The organism is Streptomyces sp. NBC_00459 (assembly GCF_036013955.1).
Lineage (GTDB): Bacteria > Actinomycetota > Actinomycetes > Streptomycetales > Streptomycetaceae > Streptomyces.
In genome coordinates, this window is sequence record NZ_CP107903.1 from 1,677,176 (window position 1) to 1,699,336 (window position 22,161).

Annotated in this window: 22 protein-coding genes; 9 read left to right on the top strand and 13 right to left on the bottom strand. The window is 70.1% G+C overall.

Annotation, left to right across the window (positions count from 1 at the left end; translation table 11 throughout):
* Nucleotides 1–186: 186 nt before the first annotated feature.
* The 5 genes from cbiE to OHN74_RS07245 form a co-directional block, all read right to left on the bottom strand.
* Nucleotides 187–1,407: a precorrin-6y C5,15-methyltransferase (decarboxylating) subunit CbiE gene (gene cbiE / locus OHN74_RS07225; protein ID WP_327693693.1), complete on the bottom strand. Its 1,221-nt coding sequence runs from the start codon at nucleotides 1,405–1,407 to the stop codon at nucleotides 187–189.
* 135 nt (nucleotides 1,408–1,542) lie between these two features.
* Complete coding sequence (locus tag OHN74_RS07230) at nucleotides 1,543–2,181, bottom strand: GNAT family N-acetyltransferase (RefSeq protein WP_327693694.1); 639 nt, start codon at nucleotides 2,179–2,181, stop codon at nucleotides 1,543–1,545.
* A 180-nt stretch (nucleotides 2,182–2,361) separates the two neighbouring features.
* Nucleotides 2,362–3,189, bottom strand: coding sequence for a MetQ/NlpA family ABC transporter substrate-binding protein (locus OHN74_RS07235; protein ID WP_327693695.1), 828 nt, complete (start codon nucleotides 3,187–3,189; stop codon nucleotides 2,362–2,364).
* Between the two features lie 100 nt (nucleotides 3,190–3,289).
* On the bottom strand, nucleotides 3,290–4,051 hold the full coding sequence (locus tag OHN74_RS07240) for a methionine ABC transporter permease (RefSeq protein WP_327693696.1): 762 nt from the start codon (nucleotides 4,049–4,051) through the stop codon (nucleotides 3,290–3,292).
* Nucleotides 4,048–5,103, bottom strand: coding sequence for a methionine ABC transporter ATP-binding protein (locus OHN74_RS07245; RefSeq protein WP_327693697.1), 1,056 nt, complete (start codon nucleotides 5,101–5,103; stop codon nucleotides 4,048–4,050). The genes OHN74_RS07240 and OHN74_RS07245 overlap by 4 nt, the downstream gene beginning before the upstream one ends.
* Before the next feature lie 441 nt (nucleotides 5,104–5,544).
* Here OHN74_RS07245 and OHN74_RS07250 point away from each other — a divergent pair, with 441 nt between their 5' ends.
* Nucleotides 5,545–5,904, top strand: a complete 360-nt coding sequence (locus OHN74_RS07250) for a hypothetical protein (protein ID WP_006373857.1) — start codon at nucleotides 5,545–5,547, stop codon at nucleotides 5,902–5,904.
* A gap of 1 nt (nucleotide 5,905) precedes the next feature.
* Nucleotides 5,906–6,361: a hypothetical protein gene (locus tag OHN74_RS07255; RefSeq protein WP_443060353.1), complete on the top strand. Its 456-nt coding sequence runs from the start codon at nucleotides 5,906–5,908 to the stop codon at nucleotides 6,359–6,361.
* Between the two features lie 63 nt (nucleotides 6,362–6,424).
* On the opposite strand, the gene OHN74_RS07260 is transcribed toward OHN74_RS07255, so the two are convergent.
* From OHN74_RS07260 to OHN74_RS07270, 3 genes are all read right to left on the bottom strand, one after another.
* Nucleotides 6,425–6,922, bottom strand: coding sequence for a GNAT family N-acetyltransferase (locus OHN74_RS07260; RefSeq protein WP_327693698.1), 498 nt, complete (start codon nucleotides 6,920–6,922; stop codon nucleotides 6,425–6,427).
* Between the two features lie 45 nt (nucleotides 6,923–6,967).
* Nucleotides 6,968–7,474, bottom strand: coding sequence for an RNA polymerase sigma factor (locus tag OHN74_RS07265; RefSeq protein WP_327693699.1), 507 nt, complete (start codon nucleotides 7,472–7,474; stop codon nucleotides 6,968–6,970).
* A gap of 116 nt (nucleotides 7,475–7,590) precedes the next feature.
* Entirely contained in the window at nucleotides 7,591–8,799 is a 1,209-nt protein-coding gene (locus OHN74_RS07270) for a glycerophosphodiester phosphodiesterase (protein WP_327693700.1), read from the bottom strand.
* A gap of 348 nt (nucleotides 8,800–9,147) precedes the next feature.
* Between OHN74_RS07270 and OHN74_RS07275 the strand changes: the two genes are divergently transcribed.
* Entirely contained in the window at nucleotides 9,148–9,819 is a 672-nt protein-coding gene (locus OHN74_RS07275) for a lysophospholipid acyltransferase family protein (protein ID WP_327700029.1), read from the top strand.
* Between the two features lie 127 nt (nucleotides 9,820–9,946).
* Here the strand turns inward: OHN74_RS07275 and OHN74_RS07280 are convergent, their stop codons facing one another.
* From OHN74_RS07280 to OHN74_RS07300, 5 genes are all read right to left on the bottom strand, one after another.
* Entirely contained in the window at nucleotides 9,947–11,479 is a 1,533-nt protein-coding gene (locus OHN74_RS07280; protein ID WP_327693701.1) for an MFS transporter, read from the bottom strand.
* Entirely contained in the window at nucleotides 11,476–12,027 is a 552-nt protein-coding gene (locus OHN74_RS07285) for a TetR/AcrR family transcriptional regulator (protein WP_327693702.1), read from the bottom strand. The genes OHN74_RS07280 and OHN74_RS07285 overlap by 4 nt, the downstream gene beginning before the upstream one ends.
* Before the next feature lie 80 nt (nucleotides 12,028–12,107).
* Nucleotides 12,108–13,079 (bottom strand): aldo/keto reductase, encoded by a 972-nt coding sequence (locus tag OHN74_RS07290; protein ID WP_327693703.1) that lies wholly within the window; start codon nucleotides 13,077–13,079, stop codon nucleotides 12,108–12,110.
* Between the two features lie 259 nt (nucleotides 13,080–13,338).
* Nucleotides 13,339–14,769 carry an argininosuccinate lyase gene (gene argH, locus OHN74_RS07295; protein WP_327693704.1) on the bottom strand — a complete coding sequence of 477 codons (1,431 nt, stop codon included), beginning with the start codon at nucleotides 14,767–14,769 and terminating at the stop codon, nucleotides 13,339–13,341.
* A gap of 98 nt (nucleotides 14,770–14,867) precedes the next feature.
* The gene (locus OHN74_RS07300) at nucleotides 14,868–16,061 is read right to left on the bottom strand and encodes an argininosuccinate synthase (RefSeq protein WP_327693705.1); all 1,194 of its coding nucleotides are present in this window, start codon (nucleotides 16,059–16,061) and stop codon (nucleotides 14,868–14,870) included.
* Nucleotides 16,062–16,270: 209 nt separating this feature from the next.
* Between OHN74_RS07300 and OHN74_RS07305 the strand changes: the two genes are divergently transcribed.
* The 6 genes from OHN74_RS07305 to OHN74_RS07330 all read left to right on the top strand — a co-directional run bounded on the left by OHN74_RS07305 (nucleotide 16,271) and on the right by OHN74_RS07330 (nucleotide 22,090).
* Nucleotides 16,271–17,152 (top strand): hypothetical protein, encoded by an 882-nt coding sequence (locus tag OHN74_RS07305; protein ID WP_327693706.1) that lies wholly within the window; start codon nucleotides 16,271–16,273, stop codon nucleotides 17,150–17,152.
* 140 nt (nucleotides 17,153–17,292) lie between these two features.
* A complete protein-coding gene (locus tag OHN74_RS07310) occupies nucleotides 17,293–17,880 on the top strand; it encodes a pyridoxamine 5'-phosphate oxidase family protein (RefSeq protein ID WP_327693707.1) in 588 nt (195 codons plus the stop codon).
* 3 nt (nucleotides 17,881–17,883) lie between these two features.
* Nucleotides 17,884–18,588: a L,D-transpeptidase family protein gene (locus tag OHN74_RS07315; RefSeq protein WP_327693708.1), complete on the top strand. Its 705-nt coding sequence runs from the start codon at nucleotides 17,884–17,886 to the stop codon at nucleotides 18,586–18,588.
* 161 nt (nucleotides 18,589–18,749) lie between these two features.
* On the top strand, nucleotides 18,750–20,132 hold the full coding sequence (locus OHN74_RS07320; RefSeq protein WP_327693709.1) for a ferredoxin reductase family protein: 1,383 nt from the start codon (nucleotides 18,750–18,752) through the stop codon (nucleotides 20,130–20,132).
* 19 nt (nucleotides 20,133–20,151) lie between these two features.
* A complete protein-coding gene (locus tag OHN74_RS07325) occupies nucleotides 20,152–21,309 on the top strand; it encodes an FMN-binding protein (RefSeq protein WP_327693710.1) in 1,158 nt (385 codons plus the stop codon).
* Nucleotides 21,310–21,352: 43 nt separating this feature from the next.
* Entirely contained in the window at nucleotides 21,353–22,090 is a 738-nt protein-coding gene (locus OHN74_RS07330; RefSeq protein WP_327693711.1) for an FAD:protein FMN transferase, read from the top strand.
* Nucleotides 22,091–22,161 lie beyond the last annotated feature (71 nt).

Sequence of the window (22,161 nt, forward strand, 5' to 3'; positions counted from 1 at the left end):
GCCACGGACCGCTGTGGACTGCGCCACGTTGCGCGCCCCAACGGTTCCGCCGTACCACACTCACCCCAAAATGGGTGTGCTTTCCGGACATTGGGCTACGAAGTGCCGGGCCACCGAGTGCAGTGCAACGGTCGGCCAGCCTACCGCGCGCAGTACGACAACAGGATCACGGGACGGCAACCGGCCTCAGGGAGCGCGGTCGGGCAGGACTCCGCTGAGCAGGAACGCGACGCTCCGCTCCGTCTCCGTCCAGGCCCGGGTGTCGAGCTCGACGGACTGGAGGAGGGCGCACTCGACCCGGTAGCCGTGCTCGGTCAGGTCGCGTCCGACGAGTTCGGCCGCGTCGCGGGTCGCCGCGTGCGTCACGATGCGCTGCGGGCGCCGGTCGGCGACCGCGGAGACCACTGCCGCTCCCCCGCCGCCGACGCGGACGACATCGGGCTCGGGGAGGTCCTCCAGCACGTGCGGGGCCTCACCGCGCACGATCTGGAGCTGGACGCCGAAGCGGCGGGCGGCGAAGTCGGTGCGGGCGCAGGCCTCCACGTTCCGGTCGACGGCGATGACGGCGGCACCGCTGCGGGCCGCGTCGATGGCGAATGCCCCTCTGCCGCAGCCGATGTCCCAGACGAGGTCGCCCACGCGCGGGCCCAGGCGGGCGAGTTGGGCGGCCCGCAGCAGTTCCGTCTCGCCCTCGGCGTACGCGGCGGAGCCGTGTCCGTACGCCTCGGCGGGCAGGGCCCAGCCTCGTGGGCCGACCGCCGGGTCGCGGCCGGCGATCCAGTCGCTGTCGCCGCTCGCGGCGGCCGGGCCGCCGATGACGATGACGACGTTGGGGTCGCGCCAGGCGCGGTCGGCGGCCTTGTCCGAGGTGAGGACGGTGATCTGTTCGCGCTCGGTGCCCAGTTCCTCGCAGATGACGAAGGTGCGGTGGACTCCGTCGAGGAGCAGACCGAGCTCGGCGGGTCCCGCGCCGGGGGAGGTGAGGACGGCGACCTTGGTGTGGGCCCGGCACACGTTGACCGCGCGGCGCAGGGTCCGGCGGTGGGCGACGACGACCTGGGCGTCGTCCCAGGGCATACCGGCGCGGGCGAAGGCGGTGGCCACCGAGGACACGGCGGGGACGACCTCGACCTCCAGGCCGAACTCGGGGTTGCGCAGGGTGCGTACGACGCCGAAGAAGCCGGGGTCCCCGTCGGCGAGGACGACGGCGGTGCCGCGGTGGCCGGCGATACGGGGGGCCGCGAGGTCGACGCTGCCGAGGCGGACGCGTTCGGCGGCCGGGGGCACTTCGGGGAGCGCGAGGTGGTGCGGCGCGCCTGCGACCAGCGTGGCCGCGCCGAGGGCGGAGCGCGCCGCGGCACTCAGGGGCGAGCCGTCCCAGCCGATCACCGTGACCCGGTCGGCCATCGTCGTCAGTCTCCAGGGGGTTCGGCGTGGTCGTCGGGCAGCTGGGGGAACTCGGGGCCCGTACGGAGTCGGTCCTGCCGGGGCTCCGTGAGCGTATCGGGTGTTCCCGGAGTGTCCGGTCGCCTCCCCCTCGGTTCAGTTCCAGTCGGAGTACGAAGTGAAACCGCCGGTGTCGGCCAGTTCCTCGCCGGCTCCTTCGAGGTCCTCGGGGAGCAGGCTCCAGACGATGAAGTCGGTGCGTTCGTCGGTCCAGGTGCCGTCCTCGGTACGGACGTGCGCTATGCAGGCGCCGCGCAGCACGCCCTCACTGATGCAGCCGATCTTCTGGGCGACCTGCTGGGAGGCCGTGTTGTCGGCGGCCGTGCGCAGTTCGACGCGCTCGAACTTCTGGTCGCCGAGCACCCATTGGGAGGTGGCGAGCGCGGCTTCGGAGGCGTAGCCCTCGCCGCGCGCCCAGGGGGCGATGATGTACGACAGCTCTGTGGACCGGATGTGCCAGTTCGTCTTGGACAACTGGACGATGCCGACCAGGCGTTGGGTGAGGAACTCGGTGACGGCGAAGTCGAGGCCACGGCCCTCGGTGCGTTCGGCGGGCGCGTACTCGGTGATCCAGGTGTGGGCCGCCTCCTCGGTGAAGGGCTGGGGGACATCGGTCCAGGCGGCGACCTGTTCGTCGTTCATCATCTCGGCCAGCGCGGGGATGTCGTCCTCGTCGAGGGGGCGCAGTACCAACCGCTCCGTGCTGATGGAGATGTTGGGGAAGGTGCTCGTCATGCGCCACTCCGTAACCTTCGAAACCTTCGAACCTGCAAGGCCTGATGAACTGCCCAGCATGCAGCATGCGGCGCCGCAGCCGCATCACGGGGTCCGCACCCGGTGAGGGAGCGGACCCCGTACGTGTCGGTACGTACCGAGGTGGCGGGTACCGGACGCGTCCGGATCAGAAGGACCGGATCAGAAGGAGGGGATCACGGAGCCGTCGTACTTGTCCTCGATGAACTTCCTGACCTCGGCGGTGGTGAGCAGCTTCGCCAGCTTCGCGACCCGGGGATCGTCCTCGTTGCTCTTCTTGACGGCGAGGAAGTTGCCGTACGGGTTGTTCTTGGGGGACTCCGAGACGAGGGCGTCGTCGGCGGGCGAGAGGTCCGCTTCGAGGGCGTAGTTGCCGTTGATCACCGCGGCGTCGACGTCGTCCAGGGAGCGCGGGGTCTGGGCCGCCTCCAGCTCCTTGAACTCGATGTTCTTGGGGTTCTCGGCGATGTCCTTGGGGGTCGCGTCGTTGCCCACGCCCTCCTTGAGGGTGATGATCCCGTTGGCGTCGAGGAGCTTGAGGGCCCGCGCCTCGTTGACCGTGTCGTTCGGGACGGCGATGGTGGCGCCGCTCCTCAGCTCGTCGGCCGACTTCAGCTTCTTCGAGTAGAGGCCGAGCGGCTCCAGGTGCACGGTGACGACCGGCACGATGTCGGTGCCGTTCTTCTGGTTGAACTCGTCGAGGTACGGCTGGTTCTGGAAGTAGTTGGCGTCCACGGACCCGTCCTCGGTCGCCGGGTTCAGCGTCGCGTAGTCGGTGAACTCCCTGACGTCCAGGTCGAGTCCCGCCTTCTTGGCCAGGTTGTCCTTGATGTAGGTGAGGATCTCGGCGTGCGGGACGGTGCTCGCGCCGACGACCAGCGGGCCGCTGGTGTCGGAGGCGGAGTCCTTGTCCGAGCCGCAGGCGGTGAGGCCCAGGGTGAGGGCTGCGGCGGCAAGGACGGCAGTGGTGAACTTTGTGGCGTTACGCACGAAAAGTGCCTTTCCATGTGGGTGTGACTGTCCCCGTGATGGGTGGTACGGGGAAATCTGCGGGTGGGTGGGAGAGAACAGAGGGAGTGCTCAGCGGCTCTCAGGCGGCCTTGCCGACGTCCGTGGCGGCGGATTCCCCGGTCGCCGGGCTCGCCTTCGGCCGCGCCTTCAGCAGCCGGAGCGCGGGCGCGGAACCGGAACCGCCGCCGCGCCGGTGCAGCCTGCGGGCAGCGAGGTCGCCGGCGAACTGGATGACCGAGATGACGACCGCGAGGATCGCCACGGTGATCCACATCAGGCCGGTCTCGAAGCGCTGGTAGCCGTAGCGGATGGCGATGTCTCCGAGGCCGCCCGCGCCGACCGTGCCGGCCATCGCGGAGTAGCCGATGAGGGCGACGACTGTCGTGGTGGCCGACGAGATCAGCGAGGGCAGGGACTCGGGTACGAGGACCCTGCGGACGACGGTCCAGGTGTTGCCGCCCATGGCCTGCACGGCCTCGACGAGCCCGTGGTCCACTTCGCGGACAGCTGTCTCGACGAGCCGGGCGAAGAAGGGGATCGCGCCGATGGCGAGCGGCACGATGGCGGCCTCACGGCCGATCGTCGTGCCGACGACTGCCCGTGTGAAGCTCATCAGCGCGACCATCAGGATGATGAACGGCATCGAGCGGGCGATGTTCACGACCTGCCCGATGACCTTGTTGGCGAGGACGTTCTGCAGAAGCCCGCCGCGGTCGGTCAGGACCAGCAGGATGCCCAGCGGAAGCCCGCCGACGACGGCGATCAGCGTGGACCAGCCGACCATGTAGAGGGTGTCCCAACACGCCTGCTCCAGCAGGGGCCGCATCTCGGACCAGGTCACTTGGCACCGTCCTTCACCAGCACGGACTCCTGGCCCGGCGCCCGGTCCGAGTACTCGACGACATCGATCTGGAGACCCTGTTCACGCAGGAAGCCGATCGGCACGACGTTCTCCTCGTAGCGGCCCGGCAGTTCGATGCGCATCCTGCCGACCTGCCTGCCCCCGACGGTGTCCATCGCGGCGCCGAGGATCGAGATGTCGATGTTGTACGTACGCGAGAGCTGCGAGATGACGGGCCTGGTGGCCGCGTCCCCCTGGAAGGTGACGTCGATGACCGTGCGGTCGTCCCCGGAGGCGTCGCCGCTCACCGGGAAGAGTGCGGCGGCCAGTTCGGAGCCGGGGGTGGCGAGCAGCTCGCTGACGGTGCCGGACTCGGTGATCCGCCCGTTCTCCATGAGGGCTGCCGAGTCGCAGATGGACTTGACGACGTCCATCTCGTGCGTGATGAGCAGCACGGTGAGCCCCAACTGCCGGTTCAGGTCGCGCAGCAGCTGGAGGATGGAGCGCGTGGTCTCCGGGTCGAGGGCGCTGGTGGCCTCGTCGGAGAGCAGCACCTTGGGATCGCCGGCGAGGGCACGGGCAATGCCGACGCGCTGCTTCTGACCGCCGGAGAGCTGTGCCGGGTAGGCCTTGGCCTTGTCGGAGAGGCCCACGAGGTCGAGCAGCTCCAGCGCCCTGCGGGATCGCTCCCCGCCCGACGTACCGAGGATTTCGAGCGGCAGCTCGACGTTGTCCTGAACGGTACGGGTGGAGAGCAGGTTGAAGTGCTGGAAGACCATGCCGATACGGCTGCGCGCCCGGCGCAGTTCCCGGCCCGCCCTGGGTCCGCGCCCGGCCAGCGCGGTGAGGTCCTGCCCGGCGACGGTGACCGTACCGGCGGTGGGGCGTTCGAGGAGGTTGACGCAGCGGATGAGCGAGGACTTGCCGGCGCCGGACTGGCCGATGACGCCGTACACCTCGCCTTCGCGGACGTGCAGGTCGACGCCGTCGAGGGCGGTGACTTCACGACCGCGCGAGCGGTAGACCTTGGTGAGGCCGGACGTGGTGATCACAGGGGTTTCCGTCACTGTCGAGTGTGCGGGCGTGGGTGTGCCCGGACACGGGAGGGGGGTGTGCGCGGCGCGGGGCGGTCACGTACGCGCGTGCCTGTGTATGAGTTCGGAGGAGTCATACGGCTGCGGCGCACGGACATGCCACGGCGGCTCGCTTCGGGGCGCGAGGCTCAGGGGGTGGTGCGAGGGCCCTCTAGAAGGCGCACATTCGACACATACAACGAGCACCGGGCGTCAGGGTCGCCTCGGTCGCAAGGGTGCGGCTGCTCGTAGTGGTCATGCGATCAGTAAAGCAGACGTATGGACGCTGCCAAGAACCGTCCGTCCATGGGTGTCCATATTCCGGACAGGCGTGGACGCGGATCAGCCACCTCCGCCGTCCCGGTGGCGCGACACGGGGCCGACCGCACCAGGCACTTTGCGCCGTAATAGGGTCGCGGCATGCTTGATGCCCTGACGGTCGCGACCGCCGTCGCCGCTCTCGCGCTCGCCGCCTGGTGCGGCTGGGCCGCCTCTCGCGATCAGCCCACCAAGGACTGGCACTTCATCGGCATGGGCGTGGTCACCCTGCTCACCGTGGTCCAGCTGGTGGTCGGCATCGTCCAGCTCGCACGGGGCGAGAAGCCGGAGCAGGGTACGACGATCTTCGTGGCATATCTGCTGGGCGCACTCGCGTGCGTGCCGGTGACGGGGTTCATGTCGCTGGCGGAACGCACCCGCTGGGGCTCGGTGACGGTCGCCGCGGGCGGCGTGGTGCTGGCTGTGCTGGAAGTGCGGCTCTATGACATCTGGGGAGGGTGAGATGGCGACCACGGAGGAGCCCATGACCGAGTCCACGGCGGGGAAGCCGGCGCGGAAGCGGCTCATCGGCGGGCCGGGGATGCTGCTGGTCTGGTTGTACGGCGTGATGGTCGTCGGCGCGGTGTCGCGGTCTGCGGTGCAGATCTCGACGGAGTTCGGGCATGCGCCGCTCGCCTACTCGCTGTCGGCTGTCGCCGGTGTGGTGTACGGGTTCATCACGTACTCGCTGGTGCGGGGTGGGGAGAGGGCGCGGCGCGCTGCGCTGGCCTGTTGTGCCGGGGAGCTTGTCGGGGTGTTGGTCGTGGGCACGTGGACCTTGGTCGAGCCGTCTGCGTTTCCGGACTCGACCGTGTGGTCCGACTACGGGGTGGGGTATTTGTTCATCCCCGTGCTGCTGCCCGTCTCCGCGATGTACTGGTTGCGTCAAGCGCGTGCGCCTCAGGGGGAGATCGGCTGAGGTTGTTGCGCGACCACAGGCCACATGTGGCTGGTCGCGCAGTTCCCCGCGCCCCTAAAAGCGCTACGCCGTTGCCGCGTAGGTGCCCGCCGGCTTTTCCAGGACGATCATCGGTACGCCGTCGTTGCCCTTGTCCGTGCCCACCGTTTCGTAGCCGACCCGGCGGTACAGGCGCAGCCCCTTGTCGCTGCGGTGGCCCGTGCTGAGGCGGAACCGCTTGGCGCCGCGCTCCTCCGCGAGCGCCGACTCGGCCGCGCGCAGAAGGCGGGCGCCGATGCCGTGGCCCTGGAGGCGGGGGTGGACGCAGAGCTTGCCGATGGACGCCGTCCCGTCGGGGTTCGGCGTGCCGCGCACCGAGCCGACCACCTCCTCGCCCAGCCGGGCCACGAAGACGCAGTCCGCGCCGACTTCCTCCCGCACGGAGTCCAGGGTCTGGACGAGCGGATCGATCCGGTAGTTGCCGTACAGGGCGGCCTCGCTCTGGAAGCACAGGTACTGCAGCCGGAAGATCTGTTCGGCGTCCCGTTCTGTCGCCACGGAGATGGTCACGCTCATGCCCATGTGTGCACGCCTCCCGCTCACCTGCTCAGTCGTATGTCCTCACTCCTATCCCCGCGCTTCGCGAGCCGCAACCTCCGGCGACAGCAAACGACGGAGACATCCCAGGCATCTGGAACGTTCCGGACCAAGACTTCCCTGTGAGATACCCAACTCCCCCGCGATTTCCCGGTATGTGAGGTCCTTGGGCGACAGCAGCGCCTCCATCAGACGCGGGCAGCGGCCGGGCAGCCGCCGGACGGCGTCCCGCAGGGCGCGGTGCCGGGCGGCGGTGAGGGCGAGTTGTTCGGGGCCCGGTCCGTCGTCGGCCGCGGGCTCGTCGCCGTACGGACGCTCGACGCGGGCGGTACGGCGGTTGCGGCGGGCCTCGGAGCGGACGGCCCGGCGGAGCCAGTTCTGCGGGTCGGCCGGCGGGCCGTCGGAGTCGAGGCGTTCCAGGAGGCGGAGCCAGACGGCCTGTTCCAGGTCGCTCGGCTCGGCGCCGTAGGCATATGCCTCCGCCGAGGCCTCGGCGGCGAGGAGGGGGCGCAGGGTGGCAACCATGTCGTGGGTCATATGCGGCACGACGCGGCCGCCCCGGCGGGAGGTTGCCGGAGCGGCCGGTTGTCACCCCAACCGGGGTCGGGGGTTCAGACGTTGACGAGGCCCCCGGTCATTGACGGTCGGCCGGTTCAGTGCTTCAGGAAGTCCGCGCGGGCCAGTACGCCCGTGTCCGCGTTGTCCGTGAAGACGCCGTCGATGCCCGTCGCGAAGTACGTCCGGTAGGCACCGAAAGCGTCTCCGTAGGCGTCCGCGTCCGTGCCCTTGCGGAAGTTCGCCGGCAGGAAGGGGTTCTCGTTGCGCATGGTGTACGGGTGCAGGATCAGGCCCGCCTTGTGCGCGTCGGCGACCAGGGTGGTCGGCGAGGTGAGGGCGCCCGTCGAGTCCTTCGGGATGACCAGGTCGAGCGTCGGGCCGATGCCCTGCGCGTACGAGGCGATCTCCTTCAGGCCGGCCGGCTTGATCAGGTCGGCGACCGTGCGGGGGTCCCCTGTGGTCACGAAGTCCCAGGGGCGGGTGTTCGCGGCCGAGAGGAGGACGACGAGCGGGTTGCCCACCAGCCGGTTCAGGCGCTGGATGCTCGTCGGCTCGAAGGACTGGATGATCACCGGCGAGTTCTTCTTGTCCTTGCCGTGCTTGCGCAGCAGCTTCGCGACCCGCTCCTCCAGGCCCAGGCCGAGCGCCCGGAAGTAGGTGGGGTGCTTGGTCTCGGGGTAGATCCAGACCTGCTTGCCGCGCTTGCGGGTCTGCTCGTCCTGCCAGCGCAGGACCTCCTCGAAGGTGGGGATCTCCCAACGGCCGTCGTAGAGGGTGTTGTGCGGGCGGTTGGCCGGGATGCGCTCGATCGCGCGCAGCGTCTTCAGCTCGGCGAGCGTGAAGTCCTCGGTGAACCAGCCGGTGAGGGAGACACCGTCAAGGACCTTCGTGGTCCTGCGGCTCGCGAACTCGGGGTGGTCGGCGACGTTCGTCGTCCCGCCGATCTCGGGTTCGTGGCGGCAGACGATGTGGCCGTCCTTGGTGGGGACCAGGTCACCGGCCTCGACGATGTCCGCGCCCAGGTCGAGGGCGAGTTGGTACGACCCGAAGGTGTGCTCCGGGCGGTAGCCGCTGGCACCCCGGTGGCCGATGATCGTCGGTTCGGGCAGGCTCTTCAAGCCACCACCTCCGTGCTTCACGTCCCGGTGCGCGTTCTGCCCGGCGACCTGGGCGTCGGCGCTCGCCGCGCCGGGCAGCCCGACGACCGCGCCGCCCGCACCCAGCATCGCGGCTCCGAGCAGTGTCCGGCGCCCCGTCCCCTTCGACTCCCCCTGCGCATGTCCGTTCGACTCCAGCGTGCCCATGAGCGCCTCTCCTGCCGCACCGTCATCTGTCCATCTGTCCAAACGGACCGATCGTAGGTGCGTGTACATGTCGACAGGGAGACCTCGGGCGGAACACACGGGTCACGCCGGATGTCGGCATCGACTCGGGCGCGGTGGGTACGCGGTCGGTGTGTCCCGTATGACTCGCGCGATCTCCGTCACATTCGTGGCGGTCCGTCACCTGCTCGCAACACCGCGCCACCGCAGGTAAACGCGGGTCAACAGTACGTAAGTACTCGGTGAACCCGATGTGCATTACCCCCCGAGGCGCGAGTATCGTCCTCACCTGCACAGACTTATACCGATCCCTTGACACCGGAGGGCCCGTTGTCCCGCTTCGCGCTCATCAAGGCACTGCTCGGACCGATCATGCGCCTGATGTTCCGCCCACGGGTGGAAGGCGTGGAGCACATCCCCGGGGACGGCCCGGTGATCCTCGCCGGAAACCACCTCACGTTCATCGACTCGATGATCCTTCCGCTGGTCTGCGACCGGCAGGTCGTGTTCATCGGCAAGGACGAGTACGTCACCGGCAAGGGGTTCAAGGGCCGCCTCATGGCCTGGTTCTTCACCGGCGTCGGCATGATCCCGGTCGACCGGGACGGGGCCAACGGCGGTGTGGCGGCGCTGATGACCGGCCGCCGGGTGCTGGAGGAGGGCCGTATGTTCGGGATCTACCCCGAGGGCACGCGTTCCCCCGACGGCCGCCTCTACCGGGGCCGCACCGGCATCGCCCGGCTGACCCTGATGACGGGCGCGCCTGTCGTGCCGTTCGCGATGATCGGCACGGACAAGTTGCAGCCCAGCGGGGCCGGGATGCCGCGGCCGGGACGGGTGACGGTGCGGTTCGGTGAGGCGATGGAGTTCTCCCGGTACGAGGGAATGGACCGGGACCGGTACGTGCTGCGGGCCGTGACCGACTCGGTGATGACCGAGGTCATGCGGCTCTCTGGGCAGGAGTACGTGGATATGTACGCGACCAAGGCGAAGGCCGCGTAACGGGGCGGCGGGTTGTTCGTCGGGGGCGGGTTCGCCGTGGCTTGTCGCGCCCCGCGGCGGAGCCGCAGTTGGGTACAGCCCCGCACCCCTGTGGGGCGCCCCAGGCGCCCCACGTGATCAGGTCCCGCTAGGGGTGGTCGCCCCGGCCCTCCAGGCGTTGTCCCTTCAGCAGTACCCAGGCCGCGCCCGCCGCTGCCAGGAGAACCACCGCGCCGGCACCTGCCGCCAGGGCGATTCCGTCAGTGAAGGCCTCGCGGGCCGCGTTCAGCAGGGTCTCGGCAGTGTGCGTCGGCAGGCCCGCCGCTGTTTCCACCGCGCCGCCCAGGGATTCGTGGGCCTCGGCTGGTGTGCCCGTCGGGGCGGGGAAGTTCCTGTACACGCCCGTGACGATCGAGCCGAGCAGCGCGATGCCGAGGGCGGCGCCCAGTTCGTATGCCGTCTCCGACACCGCCGCCGCCGCACCCGCCTGTTCCTTGGGGACGCTGCCGAGGATGACGTCGGAGGTGACGGTGAACGAGAGGCCCGCGCCCACACCCACGACCAGCAGCGCGGTGCCGAGCAGCGGATAGCCGGTCGACTGGTCCACCACGGTGAGCGCCGCCAGGGCCAGGCCGATGGCCGCGAGGCCGCCCGAGACCACGGCCCGCACCGAGTAGCGCCGGGCCGCCGCGCCGGCGAGCAGACCCGCCACCACCGCACCGATCGCCGCGGGCAGTTCGGCGAGGCCCGCCTCCAACGGCCCCCGGCCCTGCACCAGTTGCAGATACTGCGAGAGGAAGAACACCAGCCCGGACAGTCCGAGGATGGTCAGCAGGTCGGCCAGTACGGCCCCGCTGAACCCCCGGTCGCGGAACAGCCGCATGTCCAGGAGGGGTATGGGGAGGGCCAGTTGACGGCGCACGAAGCCGTACAGGGCCGCGCCGCCCAGGGCCGCCGCGCCCAGGGCCGGCCACGAGAACCCGTGTGACGCCGCCTCCTTGATGCCGTACACGATGCCGATCATGCCGACGAGCGACAGTACGACGCTTCGCAGGTCCCACGGGCCCGGCGCCGGGTTGCGCGACTCGGGGAGCAGCTTGATGCCGACGAGGACGAGAACCACCATCACGGGCAGGTTGATCAGGAAGACCGAGCCCCACCAGAAGTGTTCGAGCAGGAAGCCGCCGACGACCGGGCCGACCGCGGTACCGGCGGAGGCGGTCGCACCCCAGATGCCGATGGCGAGGCTGCGTTCGCGCGGGTCGTGGAAGAGGTTGCGGATCAGGGCGAGCGTGGCCGGCATCAGGGTCGCGCCCGCGACACCGAGCAGCGCCCGCGCCAGGATCATCAACTCCGGTGTCGTCGCATACGCGTTGAGGACGGACACCACGCCGAACGCGGTCGCGCCGATGAGCAGCAGCCGCTTGCGGCCGATGCGGTCGCCGAGACTGCCCATGGAGACGAGCAGGCCCGCGATGACGAACGAGTAGACGTCGCCTATCCACAGCAACTGGGTGCCGGACGGCTTCAGGTCCTCACTGATGAAGGGGGTCGCGAGACCGAGAACGGTCGCGTCGACGGCCACCAGCAGCACGGCCAGCACGAGGACGGACAGCGCGAGCCAACGGCCCGGACGCCTCCCTTCCTCCGTCGCGTGGGCCGGCTGCAGGGTGCTGGTCATGATTCCTCTCTCCGTAGCGCGCCGCCGAGCAACAGCTCGACGATCATGTGGTTGAAGTCCTTGGCGGCGACCCGGCCCTCGCTCACCGCCCAGGCCCCGGAGGCCATGAGCCCGTAGAGCGCCTCGGTGAGCCAGGCCGGGGTGAGGTCGATGCGGAACTCGCCGCCCTGCTGGCCGCGCCGGAACAGGGCGGCGATCGCGGCGTCTATCCGGGCCCAGCCCTCGTTCTGCTCCTCGCCCTCGAACAGCTGGTTCTCGGTGTAGAGGAACGCGAGCAGTCCGGCGGCGGGTTCGAGCTCCCGCACCAGGCGGCGCACAGCCTCCTGGGCGGTGCCGTCGCCGAGTCGCGCGGCCGCCAGAGCCGCCTCGCACTCCTCGATACCGAGCCCTTCGAGGGCCCGCACGAGCACGTCCCGCCCGGCGAAGAGGCGGTGCAGCGTGGCCCGGCTGATTCCGGCCGCCTTGGCGACCTCGTCCATGGTGGACGTGGATTTCCGGGTGAGGAGGGCGGCTGCGCTGCGCAGCACGTGTTCACGATCGACGGCCATGAGACAACAGTAGACCATGTGAGACATTATTGTCTCATCGAAGGCATGCGCGTATCATGGCCAACCCCTCGACGGGTAGCTCAGTGCCAGGGCAGCTGCGCGCGTCGCTCCCAGTAGGCGCGCGGCTCCTCGGCCAGCGCGGCCAGGCGGGCCAGCTGGTCCTCGTCGAGGTCGACGACCGCCGCGTGCAGATTCGAGGCGAGCTGGCCCGGCGTGGCCGCGCCGGACAGCACCACCCCGGCCCACGGCCGGCGCAGCACCAGCGCGAGGGCGACGGCGTCCGCGCCGAGGCCCGTCTCCTCGGCGACCGCCCGTACGGTGTCGGGCGCCTGCCCGGCGGCGAGGCGGCCGTTGGCCATGCCCTCCTTGACGATCACCGTCAGTCCGGCGTCGTGGGCCTCGGCCAGCGCGGGCCCGGCGGAGGTCTCCAGGACGTTGTACGTCGACTGGACGGTACGGAAGAGGGGCTCGCCGTCGACCGTGACGGCGAGGGCGGCGCGGACGGTGTCGGCCTGGGCGGGGCCGCTGGTGGAGAAGCCGACGGTCAGGCCCGTCGCGGCGGCCTCCGCGAGACGGGCGTGGAGTTCCTTGTCCGACAGGGCCGGGCTGTCGGGGGTCAGCGAGTGGATCTGGTAGAGGTCGAGGCGGGTGCCGAGCAGTTGATCGGTTTCGGCGCGCTGACGCTCGTACGTCTGGAGACTGTGGTCCTTGACCTCGTGCCGCTCCGCGTCGGTGGTCCATCCGGCGGTGTAGGTGTAGCCCCACTTGCTGCCGATCACGACGTCGTCGAGGTCGGGGTGCGTCTTCAGCCAGTCGGCGAGGAACTCCTCGGAGCGGCCGTAGGAGCGGGCGACGTCGATGTAGCGCACGCCCTGGGCATACGCGGCGTCCAGGAGTTCGTGGGTGCGGGTGCGGAGGGCGTCGACGCTGCGGTTGTCCCCGAGGTCGTCGTCCCGGCCGAGGTTGATGTAACCGGGGCGGCCGACTGCGGCGAGGCCGAGTCCGAGGTGGCAGGTGGGGGTTGTCGCTGTGGCCAGTCGGGTGAAGGGCATCGCGGGTTCCGTTCGGTCGGGTCCGGTACGGCTTGCGACCAACGTAACCCGCGATGACCTTTGGGGGTCTGCCGGGCGAGGGGTGCCGGGGGTTCTCGCCCCCGCCGCCCCTACCCGTCCCGTCCTTCAGGGGCTGTGCCCCTTCGACCCCCCTTGCGCCTCGGAGCTCGGTTTCCGAGGTGCGTTGGCGAGTGCGGGTTCGTTGTGGCTTGTCGCGCAGTTCCCCGCGCCCCTGAAGGGGCCTGCGGCCCTTCAGGGGTTACTTCGTCCTGGCCGTCGCCCACTCGTGCTGGGCCGCCACGTTCGCCTTCACCTCTGCCAGCTGGATCGCCACCGCGCTCGGGGCCGTGCCGCCGCGGCCGTTGCGGGAGGCCAGAGCGCCGTGGACGTTCAGGACCGTGCGGACCTCGGGGGTGAGGTGGGCGCTGATCTTCGCGAACTGGTCGTCGGTCAGGCCGTCCAGCTCGACCCCGTCGGCCTCCGCGGCCTTCACGCACTCGCCGGCGACCTCGTGGGCGACCCGGAAGGGGACGCCCTGCTTGACCAGCCACTCGGCGATGTCGGTGGCGAGGGAGAAGCCGGCCGGGGCCAGTTCCTCCATGCGCTCGCGGTGGACGGTGAGCGTGGCCATCATGCCGGTGAAGGCGGGGAGCAGGACCTCCAGCTGGTCGCAGGAGTCGAACACCGGCTCCTTGTCCTCCTGGAGGTCGCGGTTGTAGGCGAGGGGCAGGGCCTTGAGCGTGGCCAGGAGGCCCGTCAGGTTGCCGACCAGACGGCCGCTCTTGCCGCGTGCCAGCTCCGCGATGTCCGGGTTCTTCTTCTGCGGCATGATCGACGAGCCCGTGGAGAAGGCGTCGTGCAGGGTCACGAAGGAGAACTCCTTCGTGTTCCAGATGATGATCTCCTCGGCGATCCGGGAGAGGTTGATCCCGATCATCGCCGTGATGAAGGCGAACTCGGCGACGAAGTCGCGCGAGGCCGTGCCGTCGATCGAGTTGCCCACGCTGCCGTGCTCGAAGCCGAGGTCCTTGGCCACCGACTCCGGGTCCAGGCCGAGCGACGAACCGGCCAGCGCGCCCGAACCGTACGGGGAGACCGCGGTGCGCTCGTCCCACTGGCGCAGGCGCTCCGCGTCCCGGGACAGCGGCTGGACGTGGGCCAGGACGTGGTGGGCGAACAGGACCGGCTGGGCGTGCTGGAGGTGGGTGCGACCGGGCATCGCCACGTCGGGGTGGGCCTCCGCGAGGCCGATCAGGGCGTCCTGGAGGTCGGCGATCAGACCGCCGATCGTACGGGCGTGGTCCCTGAGGTACATGCGGAAGAGCGTGGCGACCTGGTCGTTGCGCGAGCGGCCGGCGCGGAGCTTGCCGCCGAGGTCGGGGCCGAGGATCTCCAACAGGCCGCGTTCCAGGGCCGTGTGGATGTCCTCGTCGGCCATCGTGGGGACAAGGGTGCCGTCGGCGAGGTTCGCTTCGAGCTGGTCGAGGCCGGCCAGCATGCGCGTCAGCTCGTCGTCCGTGAGCAGGCCCGCCTTGTGCAGCACGCGCGCGTGGGCACGCGATCCGGCGATGTCGTAGGGCGCGAGCCGCCAGTCGAAGTGGACGGACGCGGACAGCTTGGCCAGGGCCTCGGCGGGACCGTCGGCGAAACGGCCGCCCCAGAGCCGTACGTCACCGCTGTTGCTGCTCACTTGCGTTGCTCCTCGAAGGCAGGTCTGAAGGCAGGGGGTGGATGTGCGACCGCCTCCCCACCCGTACGGAGGGGAGGCGGTGCCAACAACGGTATCGGTTACGCCTGGTCGCGCTTGGCCGCGATCTTCGACGACAGGCTGTAGATGTCGATGAAGCCCTTGGCCGCGGCCTGGTCGAAGGTGTCGCCCGTGTCGTACGTGGCGAGGTTGAAGTCGTAGAGGGACGTGTCCGAGCGCCGGCCCGTGACCACCGCGCGACCGCCGTGCAGCGTCATCCGGACGTCGCCGTTGACGTGCTGGTTGGCCTCGTTGATGAAGCCGTCCAGGGCGCGCTTGAGCGGGGAGAACCACTGGCCGTCGTAGACCAGCTCGCCCCAGCGCTGCTCGACCTGGCGCTTGTAGCGGGCGAGTTCGCGCTCGACCGTGACGTTCTCCAGCTCCTGGTGGGCCGTGATCAGGGCGATCGCGCCCGGAGCCTCGTACACCTCGCGGGACTTGATGCCGACGAGACGGTCCTCGACCATGTCGATCCGGCCGATGCCCTGGGCGCCGGCCCGCTCGTTCAGCTGCTGGATCGCCTGGAGGACGGAGACCGGCTTGCCGTCGACGGCGACCGGGACGCCCTCCTTGAAGGAGATGATCACCTCGTCCGCCTCGCGCGGGGTGGCGGGGTTCGAGGTGTACTCGTAGATGTCCTCGATCGGGGCGTTCCAGATGTCCTCCAGGAAGCCCGTCTCGACCGCGCGCCCGAAGACGTTCTGGTCGATGGAGTACGGGGACTTCTTGGTGGTGGCGATCGGGAGCTGCTTCTCCTCGCAGAAGGCGATCGCCTTGTCGCGGGTCATCGCGTAGTCGCGGACCGGGGCGATGCACTTGAGGTCGGGGGCGAGGGCCACGATGCCGGCCTCGAACCGCACCTGGTCGTTGCCCTTGCCCGTGCAGCCGTGGGCGACCGTGGTGGCGCCGTGCTTCTGGGCGGCGGCGACGAGGTGCTTGACGATCGTCGGCCGGGAGAGGGCGGAGACCAGCGGGTAGCGGTCCATGTAGAGGGCGTTGGCCTTGATCGCCGGGAGGCAGTACTCCTCGGCGAACTCGTCCCTGGCGTCCGCGACCTCGGCCTCGACGGCGCCACAGGCGAGCGCGCGCTTGCGGATGACGTCCAGGTCCTCGCCGCCCTGGCCGACATCGACCGCGACCGCGATGACCTCGGCGCCCGTCTCCTCGGCGATCCAGCCGATGGCGACGGAGGTGTCCAGACCGCCTGAGTAGGCGAGTACGACGCGCTCGGTCACGGGTTTTCTCCTCACAGTGCATTCGCTGACATGCATGAGTATGCAGCACTCTGCATGGTTCGTCAATCTCGGGAAATTTTCTTACGGATGTTTGCCGAGCCTTTGAACACACGAAACCGCTTACCCGTACCTCACGCCAGACGCAGGCGCCGCGTCTGTACAGCGAGTCGAACCACACAGCCACCCCCTGACCCGAGTGAGGCATCCGCATGTCCAGGGCTCTTCCGAAGTACAACAAGCGTCGTGTGGGCATCATCGGCGGCGCCGCCGCAGTGGCTCTGACCGGTGCGATCGTCGCCGGCTCCGCCCTTGCCGGGGAAACGTCCAAGAACAGCACCACCACCCAGGCGACCACCAAGGCCGCGGTCCCGACGGTGAACTGCCCGGCGGTCGCGAACAGACTGCCCGCGATCCCCGCGTCGGCGAAGGCCGAGGTCGACCGCAACCTCGCCCTGCTGAACACGCAGATCGCCGAGGCCAACAAGCGCATCGTCGACACCCAGGGCCAGGGCGGTCCCAACTTCATCCAGAACGCGATCACCGGTCCGCTCAAGGACAAGCGCGTGGCGACCATCAACCGCATCGCCACCGCCATCGGCCGCACCGCCGCCAAGCCGGTCGGCCTCGACGCCCTGGCGCCCTGCACCCTCAACGCCGCCGGGGTGGCCGCGCCTGCCGCGACACCGACCCAGCAGGCGGGTGGCAACACCGGTAACACGGGGAACGCCGGCAACAACGGCAACACAGGCAATGCCGGTAACACGGGCAACGCGGGCAACGCGGGCAACAACGGCGGCGCCGGCACCATCAGCTGCCCGGACGTGGCCTCGAAGCTGCCCGCGATCCCGGCGTCGGCGCAGGCCGAGGTCACCCGCAACCTCGCCCTGCTGAACACGCAGATCGCCGAGGCCAACACGCGGCTCGTGAACACGGTCGGCCAGGGCGGACCCAACTTCGTCCAGAACGCGATCACCGGTCCGCTCAAGGACAAGCGCGTGGCGACCATCAACCGCATCGCCACCGCCATCGGCCGCACCGCGGCCAAGCCCACCGGCCTCGACTCGCTGGCCGCCTGCACGTTCACCAAGTGACGTGACAGGCACTGTGGCCGCCCCGAAGCAAGCGCCGGCCGGGGCGGCCACGGGCCTGCACAGCACTACGGCGCCACTGCCGTAGACATGGCACAAAAACACTTAGACAGGCGAACGACTTTCCCGGACAATGATCAGTCATGGGAAAGACCTACGAACGCATCGACGGCCGCCTGCGCACGTTCATCGAGGCGCAGCCCCTCTTCTTCACCGCGACCGCCCCGCTGTCCGGCGACGGCACGGTCAACCTCTCCCCCAAGGGCCTCAAGGGCTCGTTCGTCGTCCTCGACGAGCTGACCGTGGCCTATCTCGACTTCGCCGGCAGCACCGCCGAGACCGTCGCGCATCTGCGCGAGAACGGGCGGATCACCCTCATGTGGTGTGCCTTCGAGGGCCCGCCGAACATCGTCCGGGTGCACGGCCGCGGTGAGCCGGTCTTCCGTGACGACCCGCGCTTCCCCGAACTCCTCGCCCGCTTCCCGGACATCGACGCCACCGCGCACGGCCTGCGCGCGATCATCGTCGTGCGCGCCGAACTCGTCCGGGACAGTTGCGGATACTCGGTTCCCTTCATGTCGTACGACAGCGACCGCGATCTGCACGCCAGGCGCTTCGCGCGTGAGGACGACGCCTCGCTCAGCGCCTACTTCGAGAAGAAGGACCACATCGCGACGAGCCTGGACGGACTACCCGGGCTGCCGTTGCCGCTCCCGCCCAGTACCGTCTGAGCCATGCGTCCCGGAGCCGCCGTCGTCCTCGCGTCCGCGTCCCTTCTCGTGCTCGCCCCCGGTGCCCCTCCCACGGCCGCGCCGCCGCTGCCCGCCCTGTTGGCCGACACCGGCGGCGGATCCCAGCTGATCACGGCTCAGGCGCCGCGCGCGAAGGCGACCTCGGGCACCCTCACCTGGTGGAACCTGCGCGACGGGACATGGACGAAGGCCGGTTCCGCGCCCGCCCGCTTCGGTGCGAACGGGCTCGTCGAGGGCGGCTCCCGCAGACAGGGCACGAACACCACTCCCGCCGGGCTGTACGACCTTCCGTACGCCTTCGGCATCAAGGCGGCACCCAGCGGCACCAAGGTCACGTACCGGCCCGTGCGACAGAACTCCTGGTGGTGCCAGGACAACGACTCGCGCTCCTACAACCGCTGGACCGAGCCCCGCCCCGCCGACTGCCGGGCCACCGAGTCCGAGCACCTGATCTCGTACACGCAGCAGTACGCCCACGCGTACGTCATCGCCTTCAACTACGCCAAGCCGGTGCGGGAGCGCGGTGCCGGGATCTTCCTGCACGTCAACGGGCGTGCGGCGACGGCCGGTTGTGTGTCGGTGCCGGCCGAGGCCATGCGGGCGATCCTCGCCTGGGCGGATCCGGAGCGACGGCCGCACATCGCGATCGGTACGGCGAGCGGGCCGACGGCCATCGTCCGCTACTGAGCCTCACCGGGCATCGCCGCGTGGGGGTTACCGGCCGTCACCCCATTTAACTGGCATTTAACCGTAGACCTGTCGGGTCACTGAACACTCAGCGGTCGTGGCACGTATCTGAGGGCCAAGGGGCCAAGCCTCTCGACTAGACCCCGTCCCACGGAGGAACCGTGACCACCACGATCGCAGGCGGACGTGCCGCGCGACGCCAGACGATGCGCCGCATCCGACCTCGCCGCTCCCCCGCCGTCCCGCTGCTGCTCGCCGTAGGGGCGGGCGCTGCCGGAGTGATCTGGCTGTGGTGGCACAACACGCCCTCCCTCGCCGACACCACCGCCCAGATCATCGCGGCCGGCCGGATCACCGGTCTGCTCGCCGGATACCTGATGGCGCTGGTGGTGCTCCAGATGGCCCGGGTGCCCGCGCTGGAGCGCCGGGTCGGCTCGGACCGGGTGGCGCGCTGGCACGCGATGAGCGGCCGGTACACGCTCTGCCTGGTCGTGGCGCACGTCGTCCTGATCATGTACGGCTACGCCCTCCAGGCCGGGAAGACGTTCGGCGACATCGTCCAGCAGACGGTCGACTCGGTGAACCAGCTGCCCGACATGGGCAAGGCCGCGATCGGCACGGGTCTGCTGGTGGTCATCGGGCTCAGCTCCATCGGCCCGGTCCGGCGGATGATCCCGTACGACCTCTGGTACCACGTGCACCTGCTGACGTACGCGGCCACGTTCCTGACCTTCTGGCACCAGCTGTCCACCGGCAACGAGTTCGTCGTGGAACCGGCCGCGAAGACCGCCTGGTACGCGCTGTACGGCTCGGTGACCGCGCTGGTCCTCTGGTACCGCATCGTCACGCCGATCCGGCTGAACATGCGCCACCGGCTGCGGGTCGAGGCGGTCATCGAGGAGACCCCGGGCATCGTGTCCGTGCTGATGAGCGGCCGGAAGCTGCACCGGATGGGCGCGGAGGCGGGCCAGTTCTTCCGCTGGCGCTTCCTGGCCCCCGGTATGCGGTTCAGCTCGCACCCGTACTCCCTGTCGGCGGCCCCCCGCCCCAACATGCTGCGCATCACGGTGAAGGCGATCGGCGACCACAGCTCGGCCCTGCGCGAGCTGGAGCCCGGCACCCGTGTGTGGGCCGAGGGTCCCTACGGCGCTCTGACCGCCTCCAAGCGCAGCCAGGGCAAGGTGCTGCTGGTGGCCGGCGGTGTCGGCATCACCCCGATGCGGGCCCTGTTCGAGACCCTGCCCGGCGCGGCGGGCGACCTGACCCTCCTCTACCGGGCCAACAGCACCCAGGACCTGGCCCTGTGGGACGAGCTGGCGACCATCGCCAACGAGCGCGGCGCCCGTCTCATGTACGCGGTGAACAGCCCCGACGGGGAGCGCCCGGACATCTCGCCCGAGTCGCTGCGCCGGAAGCTGCCGGACATCGACGACCACGACGTCTTCCTGTGCGGGCCGCCCGGCTTCGCCCAGGGTGTGTACGAGGCACTTCGCGGCGCGGGTGTTCCGGCGCGCCGTATCCACCACGAGTCGTTCGAGATGTGAGCGACGGGAGCCAGGAGCGATGAAGAAGAGTCACCCCTTTCGGCGCGTCATGCTGGCGAGCGCCGCCACAGTCTCCGGAATCGTCCTGCTGCTGACGTTGAAGCCGACGTCGGACCCCGGGGGCGCACAGGCTGCCGGTGCTCTGCCGCAGCAGACGGCGGCGGCGCAGGAGTCGGCCCAGGGCGGCGCAGCGGCCAAGGACGGCACCTTCACCGGCGACACCGTCCAGACCCAGTACGGCCCGGTCCAGGTCCGCGTCACGGTGAGCGGCGGCAAGATCACCAAGGCGGAGGCGGTCCAGCAGCCCAAGGGCGGTCAGAGCGACCAGATCTCCGGCAACGCGATCCCCAAGCTCAACCAGGAAGCGGTCGCCGCGGGCCTCGACGGCAGTATCGACGCGATCTCCGGCGCCAGCTACACGAGCGCGGGTTACGGGAAGTCGCTCCAGTCCGCCCTGGACAAGGCCAGCGCGGGCGCGGGTACGGGTGCCACCGGCGGCGGTGCGGCCCAGGCCGCCACGGTCACCGGCGACGCGGTCGACACCCAGTACGGCCAGGTCCAGGTCCGTATCACGGTGAGCGGCGGGAAGATCACCAAGGCGGAGGCGGTGAAGGCGCCCAGCGGGGGCCAGAGCACCACGATCTCCGGCAACGCGATCCCCAAGCTCAACCAGGAAGCGGTCGCCGCCGGCACCGCGGACATCGACGCGATCTCGGGCGCCAGCTACACCAGCGCGGGCTACAAGAAGTCGCTGCAGTCGGCCCTGGACAAGGTTCCCGCTGCGGAGTCGGACAAGGGGACGGGCACGGCTTCGGCCGACCCGGCAGCCGGCTCTGCGGCAGGGTCAGCGGGCTCGGGTGCCGCGGCGGGCGGTGCGGCGAAGGGCGGCGCGACCTCCGACGGGGGCGGCACGTACACCGGAAGCGTGGTCCAGACGGAGTACGGCCCGGTGCAGGTCCGGGTCACGCTGACCAAGGGCAGGATCACCTCAGCGTCGGCGGTCCAGGCGCCCAGTGGCGGTCGCAGCGACCAGATCTCCGGGGACGCCATCCCCAAGCTCAACCAGGAGGCGGTGACGGCGGGCGATGGCGACATCGACGCGGTGTCCGGCGCCAGCTACACCAGCGCCGGCTACAAGGAGTCCCTCCAGTCCGCCCTGGACCAGGCCGGTGGTTGATCCCGCGGAAGCTCCCGTCGCGGTGCGTCATGCGGAGGAGGTCATGGGGACCGTCTTCTCCTTTGACGTCCGCGGCGGGGACCCTCGTGCGGTCCAGGTGGCGCTGGCAGCAGCGATCGCCGGACTGCACAAGGTCAACGAAGTGTTCAGCACCTACCGTGACAACAGCCAGATCTCCCGGCTCGCCCGCGGCGAGATCTCCGTCGCCGACTGCGACCCGGAGGTCGCCGAGGTGCTCGACCTGTGCGCCGAGGCGGAGCGGGTCAGCGAGGGGTGGTTCAGCCACACCTACCAGGGGCAGATCGACCCGACCGGCCTGGTCAAGGGCTGGGCGGCGGAACGCGCGGCCAGAACCCTGATGGCGGCCGGAGCGAGCGGCGTCAGCGTCAACGGCGCCGGGGACGTCCAGCTGTGCGGTGCGCCGGGACCCCAACGCCCTTGGCGGGTAGGCGTGTCGGACCCGCTCCGCCCGGGCGGCCTGGCGGCCGTGGTCTCGGCGGCCGGCACCGACGAACTGGCGGTGGCCACCTCCGGCACGGCGGAACGCGGCGCCCACATCGTCGACCCCCGCACCCGCAAGTCCGCGGTGACGGACCTCGTGGCGGTCACGGTCGTGGCCCCGAAACTGACCTGGGCGGACGCCTGGGCGACGGCGGCCTTCGCGATGGGGTCGAGGCAGGCACTGGCGTGGCTGGAGTCGCTGCCGGACGTCGAGGCGTTGCTGATCACGGCGGGCGACGAGGTGCGGTGCACAGGAGGGCTGGCAAGACGACTCGGGTGACGGGACGTGCCCAGGGGCGCGGGGAACTGCGCGACGAGCCACAACGGATCCGCACCCTGGACTCAACCGCT

Coding starts and splice junctions, on each gene's coding strand:
- cbiE (WP_327693693.1), bottom strand. CDS start 1,407: ATGGCCGACCGGGTCACGGTGATCGGCTGGGACGGCTCGCCCCTGAGT.
- OHN74_RS07250 (WP_006373857.1), top strand. CDS start 5,545: ATGCTTGATGCCCTGACGGTCGCGACCGCCGTCGCCGCTCTCGCGCTC.
- OHN74_RS07285 (WP_327693702.1), bottom strand. CDS start 12,027: ATGGCCGTCGATCGTGAACACGTGCTGCGCAGCGCAGCCGCCCTCCTC.
- OHN74_RS07310 (WP_327693707.1), top strand. CDS start 17,293: ATGGGAAAGACCTACGAACGCATCGACGGCCGCCTGCGCACGTTCATC.
- OHN74_RS07305 (WP_327693706.1), top strand. CDS start 16,271: ATGTCCAGGGCTCTTCCGAAGTACAACAAGCGTCGTGTGGGCATCATC.
- OHN74_RS07330 (WP_327693711.1), top strand. CDS start 21,353: ATGGGGACCGTCTTCTCCTTTGACGTCCGCGGCGGGGACCCTCGTGCG.
- OHN74_RS07280 (WP_327693701.1), bottom strand. CDS start 11,479: ATGACCAGCACCCTGCAGCCGGCCCACGCGACGGAGGAAGGGAGGCGT.
- OHN74_RS07315 (WP_327693708.1), top strand. CDS start 17,884: ATGCGTCCCGGAGCCGCCGTCGTCCTCGCGTCCGCGTCCCTTCTCGTG.
- OHN74_RS07230 (WP_327693694.1), bottom strand. CDS start 2,181: ATGACGAGCACCTTCCCCAACATCTCCATCAGCACGGAGCGGTTGGTA.
- OHN74_RS07265 (WP_327693699.1), bottom strand. CDS start 7,474: ATGACCCACGACATGGTTGCCACCCTGCGCCCCCTCCTCGCCGCCGAG.
- OHN74_RS07290 (WP_327693703.1), bottom strand. CDS start 13,079: ATGCCCTTCACCCGACTGGCCACAGCGACAACCCCCACCTGCCACCTC.
- OHN74_RS07325 (WP_327693710.1), top strand. CDS start 20,152: ATGAAGAAGAGTCACCCCTTTCGGCGCGTCATGCTGGCGAGCGCCGCC.
- OHN74_RS07270 (WP_327693700.1), bottom strand. CDS start 8,799: ATGGGCACGCTGGAGTCGAACGGACATGCGCAGGGGGAGTCGAAGGGG.
- OHN74_RS07255 (WP_443060353.1), top strand. CDS start 5,906: ATGGCGACCACGGAGGAGCCCATGACCGAGTCCACGGCGGGGAAGCCG.
- OHN74_RS07260 (WP_327693698.1), bottom strand. CDS start 6,922: ATGGGCATGAGCGTGACCATCTCCGTGGCGACAGAACGGGACGCCGAA.